Source organism: Arthrobacter sp. MMS24-S77 (assembly GCF_054888235.1).
In genome coordinates this window covers 4,022,751-4,046,635 of sequence record NZ_JBTZRN010000001.1, presented here as the reverse complement: position 1 = coordinate 4,046,635, position 23,885 = coordinate 4,022,751, and the positions used below count along the sequence as shown (strand labels likewise).

At 61.5% G+C, this 23,885-nt stretch carries 27 protein-coding genes; 20 read left to right on the top strand and 7 right to left on the bottom strand.

The annotated features are described in order from the left end of the window. Positions 1-117: 117 nt before the first annotated feature. Positions 118-921 (bottom strand): hydroxypyruvate isomerase family protein, encoded by an 804-nt coding sequence (locus ACX5I4_RS18605; RefSeq protein ID WP_461837957.1) that lies wholly within the window; start codon positions 919-921, stop codon positions 118-120. A 498-nt stretch (positions 922-1,419) separates the two neighbouring features. Here ACX5I4_RS18605 and mpaB point away from each other — a divergent pair, with 498 nt between their 5' ends. From mpaB to mmuM, 16 genes are all read left to right on the top strand, one after another. Continuing rightward, a complete protein-coding gene (gene mpaB / locus ACX5I4_RS18600; protein ID WP_461837956.1) occupies positions 1,420-2,406 on the top strand; it encodes a daptide biosynthesis RiPP recognition protein in 987 nt (328 codons plus the stop codon). Between the two features lie 54 nt (positions 2,407-2,460). Then, positions 2,461-3,750, top strand: coding sequence for a daptide-type RiPP biosynthesis aminotransferase (mpaD, locus tag ACX5I4_RS18595; RefSeq protein ID WP_461837955.1), 1,290 nt, complete (start codon positions 2,461-2,463; stop codon positions 3,748-3,750). A 47-nt stretch (positions 3,751-3,797) separates the two neighbouring features. Further along, positions 3,798-4,970 (top strand): daptide-type RiPP biosynthesis dehydogenase, encoded by a 1,173-nt coding sequence (gene mpaC, locus ACX5I4_RS18590; RefSeq protein WP_461837954.1) that lies wholly within the window; start codon positions 3,798-3,800, stop codon positions 4,968-4,970. Then, entirely contained in the window at positions 4,967-5,110 is a 144-nt protein-coding gene (locus tag ACX5I4_RS18585) for a daptide-type RiPP (RefSeq protein ID WP_461837953.1), read from the top strand. The genes mpaC and ACX5I4_RS18585 overlap by 4 nt, the downstream gene beginning before the upstream one ends. A 51-nt stretch (positions 5,111-5,161) precedes the next feature. Further along, positions 5,162-5,287: a daptide-type RiPP gene (locus tag ACX5I4_RS18580; protein WP_265978757.1), complete on the top strand. Its 126-nt coding sequence runs from the start codon at positions 5,162-5,164 to the stop codon at positions 5,285-5,287. 52 nt (positions 5,288-5,339) lie between these two features. After that, positions 5,340-5,477, top strand: a complete 138-nt coding sequence (locus tag ACX5I4_RS18575) for a daptide-type RiPP (RefSeq protein ID WP_265978759.1) — start codon at positions 5,340-5,342, stop codon at positions 5,475-5,477. An 85-nt stretch (positions 5,478-5,562) separates the two neighbouring features. After that, entirely contained in the window at positions 5,563-6,387 is an 825-nt protein-coding gene (mpaM, locus tag ACX5I4_RS18570; protein ID WP_461837952.1) for a daptide-type RiPP biosynthesis methyltransferase, read from the top strand. Beyond that, the gene (locus tag ACX5I4_RS18565; RefSeq protein WP_461837951.1) at positions 6,384-7,628 is read left to right on the top strand and encodes a YcaO-like family protein; all 1,245 of its coding nucleotides are present in this window, start codon (positions 6,384-6,386) and stop codon (positions 7,626-7,628) included. Before mpaM ends, ACX5I4_RS18565 begins: the two co-directional genes overlap by 4 nt. Next, entirely contained in the window at positions 7,625-9,325 is a 1,701-nt protein-coding gene (gene mpaP, locus ACX5I4_RS18560) for a daptide biosynthesis intramembrane metalloprotease (RefSeq protein ID WP_461837950.1), read from the top strand. Before ACX5I4_RS18565 ends, mpaP begins: the two co-directional genes overlap by 4 nt. Beyond that, complete coding sequence (locus ACX5I4_RS18555; protein ID WP_461837949.1) at positions 9,322-10,032, top strand: ABC transporter ATP-binding protein; 711 nt, start codon at positions 9,322-9,324, stop codon at positions 10,030-10,032. Before mpaP ends, ACX5I4_RS18555 begins: the two co-directional genes overlap by 4 nt. Then, the gene (locus tag ACX5I4_RS18550; RefSeq protein WP_461837948.1) at positions 10,029-10,778 is read left to right on the top strand and encodes a hypothetical protein; all 750 of its coding nucleotides are present in this window, start codon (positions 10,029-10,031) and stop codon (positions 10,776-10,778) included. Before ACX5I4_RS18555 ends, ACX5I4_RS18550 begins: the two co-directional genes overlap by 4 nt. Further along, complete coding sequence (locus ACX5I4_RS18545; RefSeq protein WP_461837947.1) at positions 10,778-11,494, top strand: hypothetical protein; 717 nt, start codon at positions 10,778-10,780, stop codon at positions 11,492-11,494. The genes ACX5I4_RS18550 and ACX5I4_RS18545 overlap by 1 nt, the downstream gene beginning before the upstream one ends. 27 nt (positions 11,495-11,521) lie before the next feature. Continuing rightward, complete coding sequence (locus ACX5I4_RS18540) at positions 11,522-11,719, top strand: hypothetical protein (RefSeq protein ID WP_461837946.1); 198 nt, start codon at positions 11,522-11,524, stop codon at positions 11,717-11,719. Between the two features lie 93 nt (positions 11,720-11,812). After that, positions 11,813-11,965 (top strand): hypothetical protein, encoded by a 153-nt coding sequence (locus ACX5I4_RS18535; RefSeq protein WP_461837945.1) that lies wholly within the window; start codon positions 11,813-11,815, stop codon positions 11,963-11,965. Positions 11,966-12,091: 126 nt separating this feature from the next. Continuing rightward, complete coding sequence (locus ACX5I4_RS18530; RefSeq protein WP_461837944.1) at positions 12,092-13,063, top strand: aldo/keto reductase; 972 nt, start codon at positions 12,092-12,094, stop codon at positions 13,061-13,063. A 9-nt stretch (positions 13,064-13,072) separates the two neighbouring features. Beyond that, positions 13,073-14,026 (top strand): homocysteine S-methyltransferase, encoded by a 954-nt coding sequence (gene mmuM / locus ACX5I4_RS18525; RefSeq protein WP_461837943.1) that lies wholly within the window; start codon positions 13,073-13,075, stop codon positions 14,024-14,026. Positions 14,027-14,036: 10 nt separating this feature from the next. On the opposite strand, the gene mctP is transcribed toward mmuM, so the two are convergent. The 3 genes from mctP to ACX5I4_RS18510 form a co-directional block, all read right to left on the bottom strand. After that, positions 14,037-15,734 carry a monocarboxylate uptake permease MctP gene (gene mctP / locus ACX5I4_RS18520; protein ID WP_461837942.1) on the bottom strand — a complete coding sequence of 566 codons (1,698 nt, stop codon included), beginning with the start codon at positions 15,732-15,734 and terminating at the stop codon, positions 14,037-14,039. Beyond that, positions 15,731-16,012 carry a DUF3311 domain-containing protein gene (locus ACX5I4_RS18515; protein WP_461837941.1) on the bottom strand — a complete coding sequence of 94 codons (282 nt, stop codon included), beginning with the start codon at positions 16,010-16,012 and terminating at the stop codon, positions 15,731-15,733. The genes mctP and ACX5I4_RS18515 overlap by 4 nt, the downstream gene beginning before the upstream one ends. Positions 16,013-16,260: 248 nt before the next feature. Next, entirely contained in the window at positions 16,261-17,082 is an 822-nt protein-coding gene (locus tag ACX5I4_RS18510; RefSeq protein ID WP_461837940.1) for an alpha/beta fold hydrolase, read from the bottom strand. 113 nt (positions 17,083-17,195) lie between these two features. Between ACX5I4_RS18510 and ACX5I4_RS18505 the strand changes: the two genes are divergently transcribed. Then, on the top strand, positions 17,196-18,092 hold the full coding sequence (locus ACX5I4_RS18505) for a LysR family transcriptional regulator (protein WP_461837939.1): 897 nt from the start codon (positions 17,196-17,198) through the stop codon (positions 18,090-18,092). A gap of 22 nt (positions 18,093-18,114) precedes the next feature. On the opposite strand, the gene ACX5I4_RS18500 is transcribed toward ACX5I4_RS18505, so the two are convergent. From ACX5I4_RS18500 to ACX5I4_RS18490, 3 genes are all read right to left on the bottom strand, one after another. Next, on the bottom strand, positions 18,115-19,131 hold the full coding sequence (locus ACX5I4_RS18500) for a HipA domain-containing protein (protein WP_461837938.1): 1,017 nt from the start codon (positions 19,129-19,131) through the stop codon (positions 18,115-18,117). Between the two features lie 181 nt (positions 19,132-19,312). Next, positions 19,313-19,636 carry a DUF6221 family protein gene (locus ACX5I4_RS18495; RefSeq protein ID WP_461837937.1) on the bottom strand — a complete coding sequence of 108 codons (324 nt, stop codon included), beginning with the start codon at positions 19,634-19,636 and terminating at the stop codon, positions 19,313-19,315. Between the two features lie 47 nt (positions 19,637-19,683). Further along, complete coding sequence (locus tag ACX5I4_RS18490; protein WP_461837936.1) at positions 19,684-21,060, bottom strand: ammonium transporter; 1,377 nt, start codon at positions 21,058-21,060, stop codon at positions 19,684-19,686. A gap of 383 nt (positions 21,061-21,443) precedes the next feature. Here ACX5I4_RS18490 and ACX5I4_RS18485 point away from each other — a divergent pair, with 383 nt between their 5' ends. From ACX5I4_RS18485 to ACX5I4_RS18475, 3 genes are all read left to right on the top strand, one after another. After that, on the top strand, positions 21,444-22,181 hold the full coding sequence (locus ACX5I4_RS18485; protein WP_461837935.1) for a glutamine amidotransferase: 738 nt from the start codon (positions 21,444-21,446) through the stop codon (positions 22,179-22,181). 28 nt (positions 22,182-22,209) lie between these two features. Continuing rightward, positions 22,210-22,515, top strand: a complete 306-nt coding sequence (locus tag ACX5I4_RS18480; RefSeq protein ID WP_461837934.1) for a putative quinol monooxygenase — start codon at positions 22,210-22,212, stop codon at positions 22,513-22,515. Between the two features lie 173 nt (positions 22,516-22,688). Further along, positions 22,689-23,624, top strand: coding sequence for a serine hydrolase (locus ACX5I4_RS18475; RefSeq protein ID WP_461837933.1), 936 nt, complete (start codon positions 22,689-22,691; stop codon positions 23,622-23,624). The last annotated feature ends 261 nt before the right edge of the window (positions 23,625-23,885 follow it).

Below are 23,885 nucleotides of genomic sequence, written 5' to 3'. Positions count from 1 at the left end.
TTTCCTTACTGAAGTCTTTTTAGCTCAGGTGTGCTGAACCCAACTAGCTCGCAGTTGATGTCGTTTTGAGGGCCCTAAACGACATCAACTGCTACTCAGTTGGGCGGGTGGGGTTCGTTAGTGGGAGGTGGCGCGCTGGCGGATGGCCCAGCTGAAGGCCGTTTCCTGCGGTTCCTTGTATTCGAGGCCGATGTAGCCGCCGTAGCCGAGTTCGCGGCTGCGGGCGATCCATTCACCGAGGGGAAGCTCGCCGGTTCCGGGAGCGCCGCGGCCGGGGTTGTCGGCGATCTGGATGTGGCCGAAGTCCTTGGCGTGGTTCTCGATGACGGCTGCGACGTCGTCCCCGTTGACTGCCAAGTGGTAGAAGTCGGCGAGGAGCTTGACGTTCGTGGCGCCCGATTCTTCCTTGACGCGGGCGATCACCTTGAGTGCGTCGGCGGCCTTGAGGAGCGGGTACTTGGGAGCACCGCTGACCGGTTCGAGGAGGACGGTGCCGCCGATGCGCGCGACGCCTTCCGCGGCGCTGGCCAGGTTCTCGGCGCCGATTGCGTCCTGCTTCTCGGCCGATTCGCCGTCCACGCGGTTGCCGTAGAGGGCGTTGAATGCCTTGCAGCCCAGGCGCTCGCCGATGCCTGCGACAACGTCGATGTTGTCCAGGAATTCAGAGGAGCGGGCGGGCCAGGAAACCAGCCCGCGGTCGCCGCCGGGCATGCGGCCGGCGTTGAAGTTCAAGCCGGTGAGCTGAACGCCAGCGTCCTTGATGGCGTTCTCGAACTTCGTAGTTTCTGCGTCCGTGGGAACGGATGTTTCAAAGGGCCACCAGAATTCGACGGCGTCAAAGCCGGCAGCCTTCGCGGCCGCAGGGCGCTCGAGCAGGGGCAGCTCCGTCAGGAGGATGGAGCAGTTCACTGTGTACGTCATCGTAGGTGTCCTTCCGGGGGAGGGCTTGGGATCTATCTTCCGCTTGGCTTGTTCTCTTGGCTGGTTCGCCGGTGTCGATGCGCCGAGGTTATTTCCGCTTTGTGGAATTTAGATTCTGCTTTATGAAAAGTTTAGGGAAGGAGGGGGTGGGAGTCAAGGGGGCGGGTGCAGGGAAGGAGTTTGGGATACCAAGCGGTGCCCTGTGGTCCCGGCCGTCAGGGTCAGCCGGATGAAACCCATCTAGGTGGAAACCGCGGATTTACCCCTAGGTCCGCCCCCAGCCACACCTAGATTGAGCGATCCCACCCCTAATTCCGGTCTTCGGGCACCTAGTTTCCTCCATCTCGCCACCTAGGCCCGTTTTGGCGTCATAGCCTCCTCAACGGGGACGGACCCCGTTTGACCGAATGTCGGCGGGCCGCCCGAAGGCATGCGGCGCACAACTTATTGGGGGGTTGGGAATTGAAGCTGAGTCAGCAACAGACCATTGCAGCAGCTGTGGATCAGTGGATTACGGGCATTCCCGGGCGGATACCGGATCATGCCATCTTCGTTGAGAATCCCGGACATGAATCATTTGCAAAGGAACTTGCCGGCGAGCATTCGATCGTCCTGGTGCTTGACGGCGGCGGGGGAGATGACGCGGTCATCCCGGTCTCCGGGTTCTTCGATGTCGCGGGTGAAGAACTCTTGGTTGGTGGAACCCTCAGTCTCGAGATCCAGGACTATGTGGCCATTCCTTTCGTTAATCTCATCGGCGTCACGGTAGTCAGGATTACCACGGCTGAAGATTGGCAGGCCTTTTTCGATGACGCAGAAGAGTCCCGACGATCGGGCTACTTCGTGCGACAGCTCACCGAAGTGAACGCGGTTCTTGCAGAGCGGGGCCTTTTGGACGGTAGCCCGGCTATCGGTTCCTCGTTGGCAAGGCTCCACATTACAAAAGACGGAAGGGTACTTAGCGGACCCTACGGAACCCAGATCGGCGGGGCCGGCGACTCCTTGGCCGACATTCACAAAAGATGCCTCGCGCTCCAACCGGAGTCTTCGCTCGCTTCCGTCTGTGATGTTGAGGTGATTCGCGAGTCCCTTGGCGCCAGGCCATGGATTCCCCGCTATTTGGCTGCATTGGATGCCTGGAAGTTCATTCCTCAGGGCAATCGCGCCAACGCTACGCTTGTCGGTTTCGGTGCCAGTCTCTACGGCGCATCGCCCACTGATGATCTCCCATCACCACGCGCACCCTTCATCATCCACAGGGCAGGAGAGCATACGCTCCTGGACACTGCGTCGGGACGCACTTTCAAAGTCGGATCTGATGCCGCAGCGATCATCGAGGCACTCTCGAATCTGCGGGACATCCAGGCCGCTGCGTCCGCCGTAGCAGCCCCGCTGGGCATTTCTGCAGCGGTCGCCGAGGAATCCGCACGGGTGATTCTCAAGCAGTTCGAACAGGCAGGCGTGGACGTTTTCGGTGCCGGCTGAAATTCCATACCTTCATTTGCCGGCCACCCGTCCAACTCAAAGGACCAACAACCGATGACTGCAGCACTCGACCGTGCCACACCCAGCACCGACCTCCCGCTCTGGATTCCCCTGATCGCGCAGCACGACTTCCCTGTCGAGAGCCATACCGCTGTCCGAGCCCACGGCGTCCACGTAGATTTTGAAGACGGGCAACGCCGCCTTTGCGCAAAGAGCGGACTATGGAACGCCAACCTTGGCTACGGCAACCCCCGTATCACCGAGGCAATCGCCACGGAACTTGAAGCTGCGTCCTACCTTCCCTTGTTCAGGACGGCGCATCGCCGAGCAATCGAGGCAGCCAGCGCACTTCTGTCGCTCCCTGCCCATCGCTTCCAGCGGGTGGTCTTCTCCACCTCGGGTGGAGCTGCCAACGACGCCGGCATGAAGCTCGCGCGGCAATACTTCGTCCTGGACGGACAACCGGAGCGAAAAATCATCGTGGGCCTGACCGGCAGCTATCACGGGCTCACCTACGGGAGCCAGGCCCTCAGCGGTGACCACCTCGGTCAGGCAGTCTATGGCGTCGACCGACGAAATATCCGACACATCAGATTCGATGACGGGGGCACGGAACTGGCGCAATTGATGCTCAGGGAAGGGCACAGGGTCGCCGCGGTCATCGTCGAACCGGTTCTCGGATCCGGTGCGGACGTTGTGCCGGAAAGCTTCCTGGATTCATTGTTGAAACTCCGGGAAGAGCACGGCTTTCTGGTTGTCGCGGACGAAGTGGCCACCGGATTCGGACGGGTGAATTCCTGGTTCGTTTCGGATGAGTGGCCGTCGGCTCCGGACGTCATAGTGACGTCGAAGGCCTTGACGAACGGCACCAGCGCGTGCGCCGCACTTTTGATCGGACAGCGGATAACCCAGAAGTTCGACTCCACGGAAGCTGTCTTTGTCCACGGCGAGACCCAAGCAGGGACTCCGGCCACCTGCGCGGCCATTCTTTCGACCATCGACGAAATGAAAAGGCTGGATCATGGCAGCCTCACAGCGGCGGTCTCGGCCGGACTAGATGAACTAATCGCCCGACTCCAGGGCATTCCCGGCGTCGGCACCGCAACCGGTCGGGGCTGCATGCGGGCCATCAAGCTCGAAACAGCGGACGGATTGCCGTTGGCACCTGGCGCCGTTCTTGCCGTTGTCAGGCGTATTCACCAAGCTGGGGCAATCGTGCAGCCCGGCCCAGGCCGGATCCAACTCCTGCCGGCCTTGGTCTTCACGAAGGAAAACTTCGAGGAACTCCACGCGGCCATCGCAGCGGGGCTCAGCGCAGCCCGCAGGGACGGGGCCTTCGCGTGATCGCGGACCGGACCTGGAAGACTCGCTGCGTCGTTGTCGATGAGCACATGCCTGCCAATTACCTCGGCACCCTGATTCGTGGACGGACCGGACTCGTGGTGGACAGCGCACTTACCGGGCACCGGGATCGACTCTTGGATGGCGATCTCAAGGAAGCGCCCGTCTTGGAGCTCGGCGCGGGACCCGTGTCATTCGCGACCTTGACGGTTGTTGCCGACTTCATGAGGGCACACGGTCTCGAGACCGTCGTGGCACTCGGCGGCGGCTCTGTCCTCGACGCGGTGAAACTTTCGGCCCTGTTCTCCTCCGATCCGTGCTTCGCTGAATTCGCGGCGCGCCATGCCAAGCGCTCGGGCCTCATCGTCCTACCTTTCGGGACCGAACCAAAAGCGCGCCCTAGAACCGTCCTGATGCCGTCCACTGTGGGGACCGGCGCGGAAGTCAGCGCTGTGGCGTGCCTGGACACCGACGTCGGACGCCACCTGATTGCCTCGCCTCACCTGTCAGGTGACCTGGCGGTGCTCGACGTCGCGCATTTCGCGACGCTTCCCCGGCACCTCGTGTTCGAAGGGCTGCTCGAGGCGTTTCTCCGGGTGGCCGGAACGATGATTGGCAGCAGCCGGAGCATTTTCGACGACGACGCCCTCTCGCTTCTGGCGCGCATCGTACGGCTGGGTCATCGCTTGCGGCACGAAGATTCCGCTGAGCTGCGGCTTGCTGCGGCCCGGCTTAGCATCGAAACCCACACAGGATGGTCGCTCATCGCCCGCAACCCTTACGGGGCGAAGCACTGGTATGTCGCGAACGAATTGGCATACCTGACGGGCGAAAGAAAGATGACCGCAACTGCCACCGTCATCGGGCCGATATGGGACGAAATCGAAAGCGGCGGCACGGCCTGGGGCAGCCCTCGTCGTTTGTCCGAACTATGGTCCGCGGTGGCAGATGTTGACCCTTCGCTCGGCCGCTCTGCCGCGTCCGGTATCAGGGAGTTGCTGCAGCGATGGGGAGTCCAAGGGCGCGATGACCTGGGCGAACAAACTGCCGTGAAAACAGCCAACCTGGCGGTCAGCCACTGGGGTGGGGCGCTGCCCATGCTGCGCGGCATTGACCCTGCGCAAATCCAGCACATTCTCCTGAACTCAGTTTGGAAACAGCCAGTCTTGCCAGGCCCTATTGGGCGAGCAACGAGAGGCGAGGGAGAGGGGGTGAGCACATGAACAGCACCGTAGTGCCAAGGCTTCTGGACCTCGAAATCCAGGAGCTGGAAAGCATCGAAGTTCCGGACGACTGGAGCGAACGTATTCACGGAATCACCGTAGGGCTTGCTTTGGTCGGAATCGCCGTCGCCATCACGTGATGGGAAGCCGGACAGAAGACCAGTCAATCGACACAGGGGGAGGTGAAAGCGATGCAGGAACAGCTCAATATCTCAATCCAGGAAATTGAGTCCATGGATACACCGGACTTCAACAATTGGTTCATTGGAGTGTCCCAAGGGGTGGCTATCGGCATCATTGCCGTCAGCATCACCTAGGCGGAAGGACGGCCGACTATCCAAGACAACAAGACGATCGAGAGGAGGGGCAATGATCGCAACATCAAACCTTCAGCTGACCATTGAAGAACTGGAGAACCTCGATACACCTGACGACACACCGTGGTACATCCGCGTTGGCGACGTCATCATTATCGCCGGCATCGTCGTCGGCATCGCTGCGACCTAGCCAGTACGCGCGGGTGGGGAAGCCCCAGCGTTCCCCACCCGCGTGCACTCCCCTCCCCACGTCTGACTCCCGAGAGTACGAGTTGATGAGAACCGCAACTGAGAAGACTGCTGACGACATCCTGCGCGCCATTGGCCATGAGGGTCCTCCCGAGGATCTGTACGGCATTGAAGGGTCTCGCCTTTACGACAGGCTCACTTCCGACGACCTGTCCGAGCTTCCCGAGATTCTGCGCGCTGTGCGGAAAACAGCGGGACCCATCCTCGAATTGGCCGCGGGGTCCGGAAGGATTACCCGGGCGCTCCTGGCTTTGGGGCGTCCGCTGACAGCCGTTGACTCTTCGGCCGAAATGCTGGAAATGCTCAGGGAAAGGGCTGAGACCCGATCCTTTAATCCTCGGGGAGTCGCACTGGACATCGTCGAGGCGGACATGTCCCAACTGCCTGTTGGCGGCACCTATGGCTGCATCGTACTGGGTGCCAGCTCAGTGACCCTTCTGACTCCTGACCAGCGACGGGCGCTCTTCCAGCGGGTCCACGATTGCCTGGCCCCTGGTGGTTGCTTTGTACTCACAGTCCTGGACGCCGGCGTATCTGACCAATCGCCGGAGGACCACGACGGAACGACCAGTGGATACTCGGTGCTCGACGCCAACTCCATCCTCTTCAATATTGAACGCCGGGACCCGGACAGGGGAACGAGGCACGTGACCATGATCAAGATCGATTTTGACGAGGGAAAGTCATACCGAACGGCCGCCTATGTCAGCGACGTAGCCTACGTCCGGAACGAGGTCATTGAAGCCGAGCTCTCCGCTGAGGGCTTGTCTGTTCTCGAAAGACGTGCTGTCCGGATCGCATCGCCAGTCCCTTCGCTGAACAAGGTTGAGATGTGGGTGTGCGGCAAATGATGATCGACCCGGCACGGACCTTGGATCCCTCCCTCGGCTTGGTTTCTGATGCGCGGGTCTATGTCCCGAATGAGGTGGGTCTATGGCGCACGGTGGCCTATTTGGCCAATGCCCCGCGGGACGGGGAACAGCACACGTTTTCTTCCGCCGTCGGAGCATTCGACGTCAACAGGCGATCGTCGCTGACCAGGGGATCCGGTGAGGCCGTAGAGCGCTTCGCGCTCGTTCCAGTGCCGGCAGATTCGGAACCCCTCGTCGCGACCAAACCTTGCCGCGAAAAGAGGATCGACTTCGTGAGAGCAGGACTAGGGCACCCCTCGGCCCTTGGCCTCGAGTTCCCCTGGTACCGGGCGACGAACCTGGTTTCCGGGGCTGAATCACACGTTCCCGCAGGGGTCGTGGACTACACCCCGGGCAAATTCCGAGAAGAAGGTCTTGTTGCCCAGTTCTTCGACCCGTCCCCCAACGGAGCCGCCGCCGGACCCTCTGAACACTTCGCCATGACTTCCGGCGTGGCGGAAGTCATGGAGCGTGATGCCTTCTTGTGGGCCTGGCACAAGAGGACACAGCTCAAGAAGATCATGCTTGAGGACTTGCAGGCAGGACTGCCTGGTGATCCGGGTACGCGCAGCCTCACGCGTCTCCTCAGAACCGCCCTCGATGCCGGTATCAACGCCAACCTTGCTTTTATCCCTGACGACGGGCCATTGGAAACGGCAGTCAGCGTGATCGTCGGTGACGCGAAGCATGGACAGTTCGGTGCGGTCGGAATCAAGGCTTCCGCAGACCCCATTTCGGCATTGAGGGGCGCACTCCAGGAAGCGCTTCAGATCCGTGAACTCCTTCTGTCCAGACCTCTGTCACCGGTTACAAGCCAGCCGGAGGTGACAAACGACGCATCGAGAGCGGACTTCTGGATGACGCGCCCAGCAATTGATGAACTTCGCGGATGGGTGGAATCGTTCTCGAAATCGCCACTGCCTCGTGCTCACCCCCAACCCAACGTGGACGATTTGGTGCAGCATCTTGCTCGGAGAGGAATCACGTCGCACTGGGTCAGCCTCACCCACAGGCTTCCAACGGCGATACGGGAGCTCGGCTGGGAAGCGGGCAAGGCAATCTGTCCGGGTGCGTTTCCACTGACCATGGACGAAACCAAGAGATTCTCGTTGGTGCCGAACAGGCTCGACGGCCGGCCACGTCGGAACGCCTTCGCTTCAACGCCGCATCCGTTGATATGAGCCACTACAGGAACGACGACACAGTGACAGGATCTTCTGACGCTCGAACTACGATTCAATGGCCCGCACAGCTGGCCGCATCTGCGTCCATTGATGAGCCCCTGCACGTTGGTGGGCCATGGATCGTGGCTCTGAACGGTGTGCCCAAAGCCAGGGTCTCTGCGGACGTGGCCAATGTGCTCAAAGTTTTGGACGGCAAGAAGGAACCTGCGCAAGTAGCTCAGCACCTTGGCAATCCGTGGACTGCCGAGGACGTCGTGGGGGTCGCTCGCCAGTTGGTTCACACTGGCGTCTTCGATGTGACTGCAAGCCAAGCAGAAACGCGGCGAGTCCAGTTCCGTGCACCCCTCACCGTGCAGGTGACGTTGTTCAATCCCGCTCCGCTCCTCAACTTCTTTCGCCCGGCGTTTGCGGCCATGGCCCGTCCCGGATTCATCGCTGCGGCGGCTGCTCTCCTCGTGGGCGGCATCATCGGCGCTTTCATGGCGGGGCCAAACGTTTGGCGAGTACTGGCAACGCCACTTTCCTTGGAGGCTTATCTTTACGTCGCCACCGCGATGTTCGCCTCCACTCTGCTGCACGAGCTCGGCCATGGAATGGCGCTTGTCTATTTCGGTGGAACGCCCAGGCGCATCGGAATCATGCTGTTTTATCTGGCCCCGGCGTTCTTTTGCGATGTGACGGACGGCTGGCGACTCAGTTCGCCCAAACAAAGGGTGCTGGTCGCGCTGGCCGGACCTCTAGTTCACCTCTGCCTCGGGAGCATTGCGCTGGTGGTCCAGGGCATAGTTCCGGCGACGTCCCTGAAAGACGCCGCCATTCTCTACGGAATCATTTGCTATGCAATAGCCGTCTTGAACCTCTTTCCGTTCATCAAGCTGGATGGCTACGTGGCGTTGATGTCAGCTGTGGACATTCCGCACTTACGGCGAAAATCCATCTCCGCATTGTCGGACGCGGTCAGCTCTCGGGTTCTTGGTTCACGTATCAACACGGGCAGACAGCGTCTCCTCGCATGGTTCGGCCTTGCAAGCTTCGTGTCAGGCATCGCCTTCATGGTCATTGGTTTCCAAAGACTTGCGCCCATCCTCCTGCAACTCGGCTATGCGGGACACATAGTTGTCCTCGTTGTCCTCGGTCTCTTGCTTGTGTTGGCCCTCAAGGGAATCATCCAATTCTTTGATTCGGCCTCAAAGAGGGGCAGCCCGATGTGGCGGCGGATTGGTTTCTTGCTCCTCGGAGCCGCTGTCGCGGCGGGACTTCTCGTCTTGATTCCGATGAGGTCTGTCGTGGTGGCCGGTTACACCTACATCAACGGAGAACTAAAGATCGTGACCCCCATCGAATCGCCCGCTCAAGCGATCGCCCCGGGAGACAGGGTGACTTTGAAGTCCCAAGGAATGGTGGTTCATGAAGAACTGGCACAAGCGACCGTCGGCACGGAACCGCCGTCGAACTCGATTGCACCGGTGGAAACCATCGTGCCGGTGACGTTTCCAAACACGAATGTCCCTGTGCGTGCATACCCGGGACGCCTTGAAGGTTCCGTCTCGCTCCCGGTCTCGGGACGGGCCGAGGTGACTAGCCAGAAGGAGATGCGGCTGGGGGAGTGGCTCTGGGATGCCGCCTCGAATTCTCCGCTATGGCCAGGGAACTTCGGACAAGCCACCAAAGACTCGACGGGAGGGCCGCGATGAAAATCCATGCCAGCTTTGACCGGTTCAGTAAGAAACGAGGCACAAGCAATGCCGTCGAAGACCTGACGTTTGATGTACCCGCCGGACGAATAGTGGGACTGATAGGACCCAACGGTGCTGGAAAGAGTACGGCCCTCGCGGGCTTGACTGGCCTGTTGGAGGCGACGTCCGGGCGTGCCACGGTCTTTGGAATTGACTACCGGACCCTGCGCAGACCTGTCACCAAAGTAGGGGTCAACCTGGACGGAATGAACGTGGAGCCTGGGCTCACCGGCCGGCGGCACCTCCAGATTTGTCAGCTTGCTGCCGGAACCCCGCCCGAGAGCGTCGATCGCGTCCTGGAACTGGTCGATTTGACGGCTCAAGCGAACAAGAAGGTCCGGGACTACTCTCTCGGGATGAGACAGCGTCTTGGCATCGCATCGGCAATCATCGGTGGCCCCAAGCTCCTCGTTCTCGACGAACCGGCCAACGGACTCGACCCGGATGGCATTCAATGGCTGCGATCGTTCCTCCGGGACTTCGCCAGTTCCGGAGGGAGCGTGCTGATCTCGAGCCACCAGCTCACGGAACTGGAACAGATAGCCGACGACGTGGTCATCCTGAAGCAGCGGATGTTGTTCCGTGGGTCCCTCGAGAACGCCACGGCCCTCGGTGGCGGGAGCCTGGAAGCCGCATATTTCAAGATTCTGGAGGGGGCCCGATGAACGGCGAAGTCCATGCGGCTTTCGCCGGTGGGCTCCGGTCCGAGCTGCTGAGATACTTCAGCGGTTACTCAGTCCTAGGCATCCTGGCGTTCAGTGGGCTGGTGCCTTGGTTCGTGGCCAATTTCCTCGGCTGGCCCGATAGTGCAGACAAACTTTCATCGGGCCAAAACGTCGAGACGTTTTGGGCACTCGCCACGACGATCGCAACCGTTGCCACTTTTGCAGGAAGCTACCTCGTAACCCGGGAATCCTACTTTGGGACTCTTCGACGAAGCGTTGCTATCTCCGGGATGAGTCAGCTTGTGGGAACCAAGTACGTAGCCTCGCTGGTCGTCGGTCTTTTCACAGCAGCGTCAGGCCTAGCTCTCTGGAGCGGCAGCATCGTGCTCGCCGTGTCCCCGGAAGTACGCACTGAACTTGTGGACGGTGCGTCCTGGCAAGCCTTGCTCGGCGTCGTCGTCGCCTCAGTTTTTGGGTGCTTGTGGGGTTGTTCACTCGGCTGGATCATCAGGCACTACTACGCAACCACCATGGTCACCATGTTGATTCCGCTCGCTTTGGAACTGCCCCTCATGGCGAACTTTCCCGAAATCGCCCGGTGGCTGCCGTCAGGAGCCCTGGCGGGGATCGTAAACCTGCCGATTGAGGGCCTGTTCGAACCGCTCCACGCATGCCTGGTCTCTCTGGGATGGCTGATTGCAGCAGGAGCAGCTGCGATATGGGTGCTGCAGAGAAGGGGAGTCTAGTGGTCAACTATGCACCTGCCTTCTTATCCGACATGCGGCGCCCCTGGCTGTGGAAAGGATCAGCCGTCTGTGCGTTGCTCGTGGCTGGGCTGATCGGTGCACTTGTGGTGGCCGCGGCGATCGGGGCCGCAGAGGACGGTGATCATTCGATGACCGGCGTAGATCGAACTCTCTTGGAAGCCGGCTTGTCGCTGATGCTGACGGCAACGGCTGTAGTGGGCTCTTTCTCATTCACCTCGGATTTCAGCACGAGATCGTTTCATCGACGCATCCTGTTGTTCCAGCGTGGTGCGGCATTCACCGGACGAGCGGTCTCCATCACAGTTGTCGCCTTCGTGACGGGCGCAATCATAGGTGTGCTTTTCGGTCTATCAGGGGAACTCGTGGCTAACCTGTGGCACGTCAGCGTCCCCGCCGTGCTGGCCTTCGCCGCGACGGCCGGAATCGGTTCGCTCTGGGGTTTCGCGATCGGTTCCCTCATCCGCAACCACTTGCTGAGCCTCTTTGTTGTTCCCGTGAGCCTTGTTCTGCCGACAGTTCTCGCCAGCCGGCTGGGAAAATTCGCCGATCTTCTCTTCCCGAACTTGGTCACCGATTGGGTGAACCAATGGGCGTCGGGAAGCGTGAGGCTGGATTCCTTTGCAGGAGCGGTTATCTGGCTTTCCTGCTCGCTTGGCGGAGCCTATTTGGTGTTTTCAAAGCGCGACCTAGCTTGACCATTTACCCTCATTAAGGAATTCACCGTGAAGCGTAACCCGGCCGTTTGGCTTCTACTCACTCTTATTCTTGGTTTCTACTCCATCTACATCTTTTCCTCCATGCGCGGGGACTCATGGTGGGCCATCGTTTCAGGAGTGGTCCTCGTGGTGGCATCATTGGCTTCGCTTTGGAAATTCCTGCGCGATGTCAGGGCATCAAGGAACCACAGAAGCGGCGAGTGACGCCTGTGCTGCCCTAGCGTCAGCTCAGTGCGCCCCCACCCCAACCAACACGTACTAGAGATAGCCCTTCACGCTGGCGCGAAGCGCGTCAGCGTGTTCATAAATTTCTTCAAGGGAGCCGATGGGCACCCGCCGTTCCTCTTTATGTTCGTCGAAGGCGTGAACGGGGATCTGCCCGTTATGGCGGCACATTACTTCGGGGACCTCTACTACGGACGCCAACCGGAACTACGCCAGCCAGCCTAGGCGCGCTCAACCACGCCCGCAACAGGGAACTGCGCGCCGCCCATCCGTGTACTAGCAGTGCCTCCCACTTTGCCGTGACGGCGCGTAGCTTGAAAGACCACCCACAAACAGAGAAGGACGGCTTCGATGGACTACACCCGACTCGGCAACTCAGGCCTTCGCGTGAGCCGTATCGCACTCGGCTGCATGAGCTTCGGCGACACCTCGCGCGGCTTCAACGAATGGGCGCTCGACGACGATGCAGCCGAACCGATTTTCCGCCAGGCCGTCGAACTCGGCGTCACGTTCTGGGATACCGCGAATGTCTACGGTTTCGGCTCCTCCGAGGAAATCGTCGGCCGCGCGATCAACAAGTACACCCGCCGCGAGGACGTGGTCCTGGCAACCAAGGTCCATTTCAAAATGCATGAAGGCCCCGGCGGATCCGGACTCTCGCGCAAGGCGATTATGGAGCAGATCGACGCCTCACTGGCACGGCTCGGCACCGACTACGTCGATCTCTACCAGATCCACCGCTTCGACCCCGAAACGCCGATTGAGGAGACGATGGAAGCGCTCCACGATGTCGTCAAAGCCGGCAAAGCACGCTACATCGGCGCCTCCTCCATGTGGGCGTGGCAATTCGCCAAAATGCAACATACCGCCGAACTGCACGGTTGGACCCCCTTCGTCTCGATGCAGGACCAGTACAGCCTGATGCAGCGCGAGGAGGAGCGCGAGATGTTCCCGCTCCTCGCCGATCAGGGTGTCGGCAGCATTCCCTGGGCTCCGCTCGCGAAGGGGCGCCTCACCCGACCGTGGGCCGAGCAGCAGACCGAACGGGCGACGTCGGACCCTCTCCAGGGCCGGTATGCCGCCGAAGCGGACGCGCCAATCGTCGACGCCGTGCAGCGGGTCGCTGGGGAGAGAGGACTCCCGATGGCGCAAGTCGCGCTGGCTTGGGCGCTCAAGAACCCCGTGGTCACCGCGCCGATCGTCGGGGCGACCAAGCCCCACCACCTGCCCGACGCCGTCGCCGCGCTTGAGATCGAACTCACCGAAGACGAAATCCGGGAACTTGAGGATCCTTACACGCTGCGGATGCCGACGGCTTTCTAGGATTAGGCCATGCCTCGAAACACCACTTTGTCCCGCTTGCTCGACTCCGGAGAGGACCTGACGGTAGATGGTGCACTTGCCACCGAGCTTGAAGCACGCGGCTGCGATTTGGACGATCCGCTATGGTCGGCCAAGGTCCTTTTGGAACAGCCTCAGCTGATCAAGCAGGTACATCGCGACTATTTCGACGCCGGCGCCGCAATCGCCATCACCTCGAGCTACCAGGCCACGCCCCAGGGATTTGCCCGGCGAGGCATTGCCGAGGCTGAAGCCTTGGAACTGGTGGCGTTAAGCGTTCGCTTGGCCGACGAGGCCCGGGGCGAGTACTTGGCGGAAAACCCGGATGCGGGGCCCTTGCTGGTTGCTGGATCTGTTGGGCCCTATGGCGCCTATCTCGCGGACGGTTCCGAGTATCGGGGCGACTACATCCTCACCCGGCGCGAGTTCAAGGAGTTCCACCGGCCGCGCATCGGGGCGCTCGTGGAGGCCGCGGTGGACCTCCTGGCCTGTGAGACGCTTCCCTCCTTCGCGGAGGCGGAGGCCCTTTTGGCCCTCGTCGAAGAGTTCGACGTCGAATCCTGGTTTTCCTTCACGCTTCGGGACGGCGGACACATCAGCGACGGCACGCCTCTTACTGAGGTAGCGGCGCTTTGTGGAGCGCAACCGCGCGTGGCGGCGATCGGCGTGAATTGCGTGCCGTTGAACTTGGTCTCCCCCGCGCTAGAGGCCCTGCGCGGCGCGACGGACAAGCCGCTGCTCGCGTACCCCAACTCGGGCGAAAGCTACGACGCCGTCACCAAAACGTGGGGACCCGGCCCCGGGGCAAGCGACGAAGGCCCGTCAAGCCTCGCCGAAGGGGCTCGCGCCTGGCACGACCTTGGCGCCCGGCTCGTCGGCGGGTGCTGCCGGACAACACCGCGGGACATCGCTGCAGTAGCAAGGCTGTCGATGAAGCGCCAATAGGCAGATCCGGTCAGAACGCGGGCCCTCCCGTTTCACCCAAGGGGTACTCGCGCTGGAGTTCGGCGACCTTGGGGTCGTCCTCGTCAGCTCCGTAGTCCGAGCTTCGGGTGATGTCCTTTCCATCGGCGAGTTTCATCGCGCGGAAGATCAGTGACAGGACCGCAGCGACAATGAGGTTGATCGCGAACGCCACGACGGCGATATAGACCTGCACGTTGGTGCCCGGAATCGCCGCGATGGAGCCGCCGAAGTTGGCCTTTGTCACCGGGTTGACCACGTTGTATGCCGCGATGGTGCCGTAGATGATTCCGGCGGCCCAGCCTGCGAAGAGAGCCCAGCGGTGGAACCAGCGGGTGTAGAGCCCGGCAACGATCGCCGGGAAGGTCTGCAGGATCCAGATGCCACCGAGGAGCTGCATGTTGATGGCGGCCGACTGGTCCATCGCGATGACGAAGACCAGCGCGCCGAACTTCACCACCAGCGAGGCGATCTTGGAGACCTTGGCTTCCTGCCGGGGGTCGGCGTCTGGCCGGATCAGGTCCCGGTAGATATTGCGCGTAAACAGGTTGGCAGCAGCGATCGACATGATGGCAGCCGGGACCAAAGCGCCGATGGCGATGGCCGCCAAGGCGATCCCTGCAAACCATGCCGGGAAGCTGTCAAGGAACAACTGCGGAACCACCAGTTGCGGATTGACGGCACCGTTCAGGTCAATCGGCTTGGTTCCCGCTGAGATGGCCGCGTAGCCGAGGAGGGCAAGGAATCCGAGCATCAGCGAGTACAGCGGGAGCACCGCGGCGTTCTTGCGGATGGTGTTCCTGCTCTTGGTCGCCAGGACCCCGGTCACCGAGTGTGGGTACATAAACAAGGCCAGCGCAGAGCCAAGAGCCAGGGTCCAATACGCCGAGTAGCTGCCCGCGCCCGGGATGAAGACGCCGGCAGGCTTGCCTGTGGCCGGACTGATGGCGTCCAGTTTCGTCTGGGCAGCGCCAAAGATGTTGTCCCAGCCCCCGAACTTGATCGGCAGGTAGATCACTGCGACGATGACCGCCAGATAGATCAGGAGATCTTTGACGACGGCGATCAGCGCCGGGGCACGTAGGCCCGAGGTGTAGGTATAGGCGGCCAGGACCACGAAAGCGATGATCAGCGGCAGGTCAGTCAGCAGCACATTTTCCGCGCTCCCGAGCCCCAACACGGTGAGCACAGCCTTGATGCCGACCAATTGCAGCGCGATGTAGGGCATGGTGGCGACAATGCCAGTCAGGGCCACCGCAACCGTCAGTGCCCTGCTGCCGTATCGGCCGCCAACGAAGTCAGCCGGCGTGACGAACCCATGCCTGTGCGAGACGGACCACAACCGGCTCATCAACAGGAACACGATCGGGTAGAGCACGATCGTGTACGGCACTGCGAAGAAACCGCTCACGGCGCCCGTCGCCCACATAGCCGCCGGCACAGCCACAAACGTGTATGCCGTGTAGAGGTCGCCGCCGAGAAGGAACCACGTCACCCAGGTTCCAAACCCGCGCCCGCCCAGGCCCCACTCATCGAGGCTGTGCAAGCCGGTCTCTTTGCCTGAACGCCACCGGGCCGCGAAGAAGCCCAACACCGCCACCAGGATAAAGAGGACGACGACGACGGTGAGCGCGACGCCGTTGACGGGACGATCCGCTGTGGTCGCCAGCGGGACGGCGAGCCCGCTCATTGTTCCTGCTCCTCGGGGCGTATGCCGCGAGCGACCTCGCGTCGTCGGCGGTCCTCCTTGGCTACTATCCGGTAGGCGATGCCGATCATGCCTGCGGTGATCGGAACCCAGAGCATTTGGTACCAGTAGAAGAACGGCATACCGGCAAACCGTGGCTTGTCGATCGAATACAGGGGGACGAACAACGGGACCAGAATGGAGATGGCCAGCAGGATTCCGGCAACAACATACGGACCGGGCCTGGCCGGCCCCCGGGTTGGCACATCGGGAGTTGACATGGACGCCTCCTCATCGAGACGGCCCCCGGAGCGGGATGGGCTTCCCGGGACGTGCCGGTGGCCTAAGGACCGGAATATAACGGTCCACCAACAGGATAGATTCTGGTCTAATTCTCCGACAGGGGAAGCGGCCCACGCTTTTCCCGACGCCTGCCCGCTACCTCGCGCGCAACGCTGCCCGCCAGGGCGATCGCGAGTGCCAAAAATACTGTGGGGCCAGCCAGCGGACAGCCACGGGGCTAAGTCTCCTAGCCGTTTTGAGGGGATGCAGAAAACATCCCATCGATTGCCTTGGCCAGCTCCGCCGTGTGGTCCAGGAAGCCCATGTGTCCGCCAGGCACAGTCCGGCGGCTGGTGCCCGCATGCGAAGCTATCCATTCGGCGGCTTCTACGAAGAATGGCGCTGTCTGCTCGGCACTGAGCACGGCCAGTGGCACCGCCAGTTCTGCCAAGGCTGCCGGTTCGGGCCGCCAGGACGCAAAGGCACCGAACTCGCCTTCAAGGAGGACCCTGGCGTTGTTCCGGAGTGCTTCGAAGAAGTCCGCCGGCAGGAGGGCGGCGGCATCCCCTGCCGCGAACCTGATGAAGGCCTCGGCCCCGCCGGCAAGCCCTCCGGCCTCCATCCCGGATGCAATAACAGGTTGCACTGTGGCCATGGCGTCATCGGGATTGGCCAGAACGCCCATGAGGGCTGGTTCGTGCAGAACTGCCCCGGAAAAGTGCTTGGGAGCCTTCAGGACGGCGGCCAGCGTTATCAGTGCCCCGGTGCTGTTTCCAAACACAACGCATGGCCCGGTCCCGAGCGTTTCCAGTAGGGCAACAACGTCGCCAGCGTGCTGCTCAACCGAGGTCTTCTCCCAGTCCTGTTGCCGGGGGCTGCGAGCGTTGTTCCTCCGGTCATAGGAGATGACCCTGTGGTTTTCGGCCAATAGCTGGGCCAGATCGGAGTACTGCCGGGCGTCGCCGGCAGCGCCGGGGACCAAGAGGACTGGCGACCCGTGGCCTGCTACCTCAACGTGAATCGTGGTGCCGTTGGTCTCTACCAAGGCTGCCCCTTCAATTGTGCTCATTGTCCTCACCCTTCCGATCCGCGGTTATCCTTCCCTTTTATTGGATGCCCGGATGACCTCCAGCGTCCAAGACGGCTATGGACTCGGACGATCACAAATTTTTATGATGGGACATGGAGATCCGCCAACTCCGGCGATTCCTTGTGCTGGCCGAGGAACTGCACTTCGGCAAAGCCGCCGTCAGGCTCCACATTGCCCAGCCCGCACTGAGCCAGGAGCTCAAAGCTTTGGAAAAATCGCTCGGGCTCAGGCTCCTGGACCGAACACACAACCACGTTTCGCTCACAGATGCCGGCCGTCGCCTTCAGGAGGAAGCCGTGCACATCATTCAAGCTCACGACGCCGCGTTGACAGCGATGGAAGAACTCCGCGTTCCTCAACGCGGCACGCTCAAACTGGGCGTGGCCGTAGGTGTGGCGTACCCACTGCTGGCAGCCCTGCTCAGCGGGCTTGGTTCGGACGAGGCAGGGCCGGAAGTAGACATCAAGGTCGCGGCGGCGAGGGAAGGGGTCTCGAAGCTCCTTGATGGGGAATTTGATGCGGTTTTCATTCACGCGGTGCCTCCCCGTGATGAACGCTTGGGGGTCCTGACCCTGGAAACGGAACCAATGGGTGTTGCTGTCCCGTCGGGTAGCCCGCTCGCAAGCTTGACGGCGATCAGTCCTACGGACCTCAACGGGCAGGCATTGATCTGGTTGCAGCGCGACGGCGACCCCGACGTCCGCGAGCATGTACTGGGTTTGATGCTGGCTGGCGGCATGATCCCTGGCCCACACCGCTGGTCGCCCAGCATTGCGACCAGCATGAGCCTGGTGGCTGCCGGGCTTGGTGTGTCCTTCAAAACGCCGCATCAGGTGGTGCCCGGTGATCCGCCCGGCGTCGTGTGGCGCCCGTTTGCCGGAGTGTCATATCCCGTGCCCACTGTGCTGGTCTGGCTCCGGAACGACGCCTCGCCCCTGACCACTCGGCTGGTAGCCCAGGCCCGGCTGCACGTAGCTAAGCCAGCGTAGCTAATGCTTGCTTAGGCGCCGCTCAGCCTTCCAGCTCTCCGCGCCGGAATCGCAACTCCCGCAGGGCGCCTCGGAGCGGTGACCCCGTGAAGGGCAGGTTCTCCAATCTCACCTTCCCAGAAGCCGACAGGGCCAGTGCGTTGGCCGTGGCAGCTGCGCGCTGCGGCAAGCCAATGGACGCCGCGAAATCGGCCCAGTGCCTTGCTTTGAGGTTCTTGGTCTTTCCGGACACCGGCAACGCGAGCGAGTCGTCTCCATACAGCAGCGTGCACGGAATGTCGTAGATCGGGGCCATGACAAATTCGCCGTGCTGGCCTCCGAGGATCGAGAGATTCTTCGCGTGGAGGTCGCCGTTCCCTGTCAGCCATGCAAAAACAAACTGCAGGTACAGATTGCGGCTTGCCACGAGTGGGGCTTTGCACATCCCGGCCAGTGCAGAGGCCACGTCCTCTGATGTCACGGAATACTTGGAAGCAGGTGGCAGGCCCATGACTTGGGCTCCGTCCTCCATGGGCAAGCGCACCCAAATGCGGTCCTTGTCCCGGACGCGGTCGAAGCGTTCCACCAACAACCCCGGTAACCCGTGCATGTCCGTGATGATCCGGTTTTTGGCTACCGGGATCTTGAGATCCTTGGCCGCGGAGAGGTGTGCAGCTTCGTTCTCCAGCAAATGGGCATGATTGGGCGGGTCAAATTTGAGCAGATACCGCTGCCCCTTGAGTGGCAGCGGCGTGGTCAACATGGAGGCACTTGCCTTGTCCTGGACGCCAGGGATTGCATGGCGGTCCACCGCGTTGGCCAGGGCAGTGAAGTCCAGTTCCCCGGGCTTGGACGTGTCCGCCAGGGGCGCCGCCATGTGCAGGCCGACGGCGTTCGCCACCGCCACGACGGCAGCCAGCGAAGGATTTCCTGTTGCCGTTTCAATCGCCCGAACGGTCCTCTCGGAAGTCCCTGCAAGGTCGGCGAGGTCCGCTTGAGTGATTCGGGCCTCTTTGCGGGCTTTCCGTATGCTCGCCGCAATGGCCGTAAGGTCTTCCACGCGACTCCTCGGATTCGGCATGATGTTGCCGATTTGCTTGTTCAGTACCCAAATTCTCGCTCACTAGGCCAAAATCGGCAGGATGCTGCCGAAAGCGACTTTCTTGGGAGGCAGCAAGCCGTTAGGAGCAAATTTCGGCAAGATCATGCCGATCCGTAGCTTAAGGGCTCACGCCCTCAAGCTACGTCCCCACCAGCCACTCGGGCTCGAAATCCGGATGGTCCGAATAGGGCAGCGCAAGGGCATTCAACGATTTTGTGGTCCATTCGATCGACTCCGGAATCCACTGCGGAGCATCCCCCATCGCGTGGCGGACCATGGTGGCCAAGGCCGTCTGCCGCGCAGATTCCACGATGCTGAGCAGCCTGCGCTTTGATTCGCATTCCAGGAGGAGGCGGCGTTCGTACCATTTGCCCGCTTCGGAGACGGAACGGTCGCCGAGGAGTTTCCGCGCCGCAGCCTCATCCTCGTTCAGGCGCTCGGACAGGAAATCGACGATATCCACAAAACGAGCGTACGCGCCCCTCGCGGCCGCGGAAATGCCTGCTTCCGTTATGCGGGGTCGGCTTGCTTTTCGCGCTGGAGTTCGACGTCGGCAGTGGCCGCGGGGGCCGAAGCGGCCGCAGCGGCTCGGGCTGAAACCGGGACGGTCGCAACGGCAACCGGGATGTTGACGTGGGGGAGGGCGTTGAAGTGGCTTCGGGACATCCCGCCGAACTCGTAGGCGGTCTCGGCGTGCTCGGACAAGTCCACGCCGGCAAGCTCGGCCTCGTGGCTGACCCGGAATCCAACGGTCTTGTGGATGACCAGGGCAATGATCGCCGTCATGATTCCAGACACTGCAAGGGTAACCAGAATGGCGACAATCTGCGCCACGAGCTGCTGGAGTCCACCACCGTAGAGCAATCCTCCACCTTTGCCGTTGACCGGCAGCGCAATGAGACCGAGCGCGAGGGTGCCGACAAGTCCGCCACCAAGGTGGACGCCCACGACGTCGAGCGAGTCATCGAAGCCGAACTTGTGCTTCAGGTCCACGAACACGGCACAGGCGGCACCAGCCACCAGGCCCAGCCCGAGCGCGGCAGCCGGAGCGACGTTGGCACACGCCGGAGTGATCGCCACGAGGCCGGCAACGACGCCGGATGCTGCACCCAAGGAGGTGGGGTGGCCGTGCCGGATCTTCTCGGTCACCAACCAGCTGAGCATGGCCCCGGCGGGGGCGACGAGAGTGTTGACCCAGATCAAGCCGGCCTGTTCCGCTGTCGTGGCAGCGCCGGCGTTGAAACCGAACCAACCAAACCACAGGAGGCCTGCGCCAAGCATGATGAAAGGGAGATTGTGGGGTCGGTGGTTCGGGTCTTTTCCGAATCCGTGACGCTTGCCAAGGATCAGCGCCAGGACAAATGCGGCCGCGCCGGAGCTGATTTCCACCACGGTGCCCCCGGCGAAGTCAATCACCTGGCCGAAGACGGAACTAATGGCTCCGCCGGGGCTCAGGAGGCCGCCGCCCCAGACCATGAAGGCCAAGGGGCAGTACACCAGCGTGATCCAGATGGGGACGAAGATGACCCAGGAAGTGAACTTGGCGCGGTCGGCAATGGCTCCACTGATGAGGGCCACGGTGACGATGGCGAAGGTAGCGCTGAAGCCCAACTTGATGAGATCGGTGGAGCCAACCAGGTCTGCCGAACCAAAGCTGCTGAACGGGTTGCCGAAAAGCCCCAGGACGCTCTTGCCGCTGATCATCGAGTAGCCCCACAGGATCCACACGGCACCTACGATGCCCGCGGAGATGAAGCTCATCATGATCATGTTGAGGGAGGCCTTGGCCCGGGTCATGCCACCGTAGAAGAGACCGAGTGCCGGGGTCATGAGCAGTGCAAGTGCCGCTGACACCATCACCCAAACGTTTTCCGCAGTGATATTCACGTGCGCTTCCCTTCTTACCGGAGTGCCGTAGGAGGGCCGCCGTTGCTAGGCCCGTTGTTCCCCCGCTCAATATTTCAGGGTTCGTGTTTCAGGCAATGCCAGGAAAAATTGCGGGGACGTTACATAAGTCGGGCTGGCGTGAAGAACGCATGACAGGCATGTTTCAGGAATGTTAACGTCCCTTCCGTGCGGGCGCGGGGACGCCTCGAACGGGCGCACAGGATCGTTGTGTTTCCGCGGATCCGGGACCGGCTGGAGGTGAATCATGCGATCGGGACCGAAATCTGGACATTTCTTCCACATGAACAGCAGCTAACCTCCCCCAAAAGGGATGTTTGAACTGAACGCTGGCGCGTCACAGCCGCCGGGCGCACACTTACCCTGTGAAGCCGTTTCTCCTGCTCGCATCTCGTGCCGAAGACGCCGCCGCCGAGGAAGAGTACCAGGCGTATCTTCGTTTTGGAGGGCTGGCTCCCGAGCAGCTCATACGCATCCGTGTGGAAGCGGCGCCACTGCCGGAACTTGAACTCTCCGACTATTCCGGAGTGATTGTGGGCGGCAGCCCCTTCACCTCGAGCGATCCGCCTGAGCACAAGAGTCCGGTCCAGAAACGGGTTGAGAAGGAGCTTTCGCAGTTACTGGACAGGATTGTCGCTGCCGACTTTCCATTTCTGGGAGCTTGCTACGGGGTGGGAACGCTGGGCCTCCACCAGGGAGCGGTGATTGACCGTACCTACGGTGAAGGCCTGGGCGGTGTAACCATCAAGCTCACAGCGGAGGGGCTCCTGGATCCGCTCCTCGAAGGCATGTCCGAGCGCTTTGTTGCCTTCACCGGTCACAAGGAGGGGTGCACCGTTCTGCCCGGACATGCCGTTTTGCTGGCCAGCTCGGCCGCTTGCCCGGTGCAGATGTTCCGAATCAAGAGGAACCTTTACGCCACACAGTTCCACCCGGAGCTCGACGCCGAGGGACTCGTCACCCGGATCGACACCTACCGCTACGCAGGATACTTCCCGCCAGATGCCGCGGAACAGCTGATGACGGATGCCCGCAAGTTCACAGCGACCGAACCGATGAAGATCCTCAAGAACTTTGTCCAGCGGTACGCGGGTCCTCAATAACGTCGGAGGGATAAAGCACAATGGGCCCATGACCTTTGCAAACGTGGGAAGTCTCGGCACGAAACCTGGCCAACGCGACGCCGTCGTCTCCATCCTGCTCAGACCGAAGCCGGAGCTGCGGGGTGCGGGTTGCTTGCTCTACGAGGTGGGCGTCAACGATGAAGCGCCGGACACGGTCTTTGTCTGCGAGCTGTGGGAGTCGGCAGAAGCACACCAAGGATCGCTTCAGCTGGACAGCGTGAGGGCTGCCATCGGTGAGGCAATGCCGCTGCTTTCCGGGGAGATGGCTGGTACCCGGTTCACTGTGCTGGGCTCACCGCTCCGTGACGCCTGAAATTCACCCAGCCGACACGTGGCTGAAGGACAGGATTTTCATAGCTCTTGCATAGCTGCCGTAGCTACGGTTGGTTCATTATGGAAGAGCAAGAGCCCCATCGTTCCGGTTTTGGGACCGGACGGAAGCGAAATCGGCGGAACTTATGGAGTTCCCTCCGATATCGATCGGCTTTGCTGACAGCCTGCGCAGTTGTTTTGGCGCTGGCCCTGACTGCAACTATCTACTCAGCTGCACATGCGCGGTCATCCGCCTCCCGTGCCGTGTCGGCGATCGCCAGTGCCATACCGTCGGCGACCCCGACGACGGCGGCAGTCACGCCGTCGTCGACCGCTCCGGTGGCGGAGAGCCCCACTGCCTCGGCAGCGGCCGCTGCTCCCGCGGTGGTGGCACCGGTTGTGCCCGCCGTTCCCGTCGCAGGCGTGACCCCTGCCTTGGACGCGGAAATCAACAGCATCATCAACGCCAACAGCCAGTATCAGGTCGGCGTCACGCTGATCGATTTGTCGAACGGCTCAAGCCACCAGTACGGGGTTCAGGCGGCATTCGAGGCAGCAAGTACGGCCAAGGTCCTCGCCGCAGCCGCCTACTACCACCTTGTCGAGGCAGGCGAAGTGTCGCTTGACGATCCTCTGGGGGACTACACGTCCGGATTCCAGATCAAGGAGATGATCCAGGAGAGCGACAACGACTCGTGGTCTTTGATCATGGACGCCGTGGGCTACTCAGAACTGCAATCGTATGCAGCGTCTATCGGTGTGAGCTATGACCCCTTGAACAACACCTTGACTCCAAGCGAGATGGCCAGCGTCCTGGCCGACCTCTACGCCGGAAAGCTCCTGAACCAGCAAGACACCGCGCAGCTCCTCTCCTACATGCAGAACACGAACTACGAAACCCTCATCCCGGCCGCGGTACCGGCCGGCATCACGGTCTTCCACAAGTACGGACTGCTCGACGACGAACTCCACGACGCCAGCATCCTTACCAATGGGACCAGCTCCTACGTGTTCGTGGTCTACACCAAAGGCCAGGATGAGAGCGATATACCGGCCCGCACGGACGTCTTCCACAAGCTCACCCAGGCTGTGGTTACTGGCCTGTTCTAGGGAACCTTTGGCTTCAACAGCTCCAGCACCACGACGCCGGCCGTGCAGTCAGTCTGACTGCGCGGCCGGCGTCGTTGTTTCCTTATGGGCGCTGAGCGCCTGTCACAATGCTGGTTATTTGCCTCCTTTCCGCATGGGGTCGGGCCAATTTCCGATGAATCTCGTGTGGTCCTGCATGGTCTTCTCCTGACTGAGAATTGTCCCTGCGCGGTGTGGCGCGGGTGGTCGTGCCTGCCATGGGGGCAGGGGTGGCCTGGTCAG

Excerpts from the sequence above, each read along its gene's own strand:
- ACX5I4_RS18605 (WP_461837957.1), bottom strand. The coding sequence starts at position 921 with ATGACGTACACAGTGAACTGCTCCATCCTCCTGACGGAGCTGCCCCTG.
- mpaD (WP_461837955.1), top strand. The coding sequence starts at position 2,461 with ATGACTGCAGCACTCGACCGTGCCACACCCAGCACCGACCTCCCGCTC.
- mpaC (WP_461837954.1), top strand. The coding sequence starts at position 3,798 with ATGCCTGCCAATTACCTCGGCACCCTGATTCGTGGACGGACCGGACTC.
- ACX5I4_RS18585 (WP_461837953.1), top strand. The coding sequence starts at position 4,967 with ATGAACAGCACCGTAGTGCCAAGGCTTCTGGACCTCGAAATCCAGGAG.
- ACX5I4_RS18580 (WP_265978757.1), top strand. The coding sequence starts at position 5,162 with ATGCAGGAACAGCTCAATATCTCAATCCAGGAAATTGAGTCCATGGAT.
- ACX5I4_RS18575 (WP_265978759.1), top strand. The coding sequence starts at position 5,340 with ATGATCGCAACATCAAACCTTCAGCTGACCATTGAAGAACTGGAGAAC.
- mpaM (WP_461837952.1), top strand. The coding sequence starts at position 5,563 with ATGAGAACCGCAACTGAGAAGACTGCTGACGACATCCTGCGCGCCATT.
- ACX5I4_RS18565 (WP_461837951.1), top strand. The coding sequence starts at position 6,384 with ATGATGATCGACCCGGCACGGACCTTGGATCCCTCCCTCGGCTTGGTT.
- mpaP (WP_461837950.1), top strand. The coding sequence starts at position 7,625 with ATGAGCCACTACAGGAACGACGACACAGTGACAGGATCTTCTGACGCT.
- ACX5I4_RS18555 (WP_461837949.1), top strand. The coding sequence starts at position 9,322 with ATGAAAATCCATGCCAGCTTTGACCGGTTCAGTAAGAAACGAGGCACA.
- ACX5I4_RS18550 (WP_461837948.1), top strand. The coding sequence starts at position 10,029 with ATGAACGGCGAAGTCCATGCGGCTTTCGCCGGTGGGCTCCGGTCCGAG.
- ACX5I4_RS18530 (WP_461837944.1), top strand. The coding sequence starts at position 12,092 with ATGGACTACACCCGACTCGGCAACTCAGGCCTTCGCGTGAGCCGTATC.
- mmuM (WP_461837943.1), top strand. The coding sequence starts at position 13,073 with ATGCCTCGAAACACCACTTTGTCCCGCTTGCTCGACTCCGGAGAGGAC.
- mctP (WP_461837942.1), bottom strand. The coding sequence starts at position 15,734 with ATGAGCGGGCTCGCCGTCCCGCTGGCGACCACAGCGGATCGTCCCGTC.
- ACX5I4_RS18515 (WP_461837941.1), bottom strand. The coding sequence starts at position 16,012 with ATGTCAACTCCCGATGTGCCAACCCGGGGGCCGGCCAGGCCCGGTCCG.
- ACX5I4_RS18510 (WP_461837940.1), bottom strand. The coding sequence starts at position 17,082 with ATGAGCACAATTGAAGGGGCAGCCTTGGTAGAGACCAACGGCACCACG.
- ACX5I4_RS18505 (WP_461837939.1), top strand. The coding sequence starts at position 17,196 with ATGGAGATCCGCCAACTCCGGCGATTCCTTGTGCTGGCCGAGGAACTG.
- ACX5I4_RS18480 (WP_461837934.1), top strand. The coding sequence starts at position 22,210 with ATGACCTTTGCAAACGTGGGAAGTCTCGGCACGAAACCTGGCCAACGC.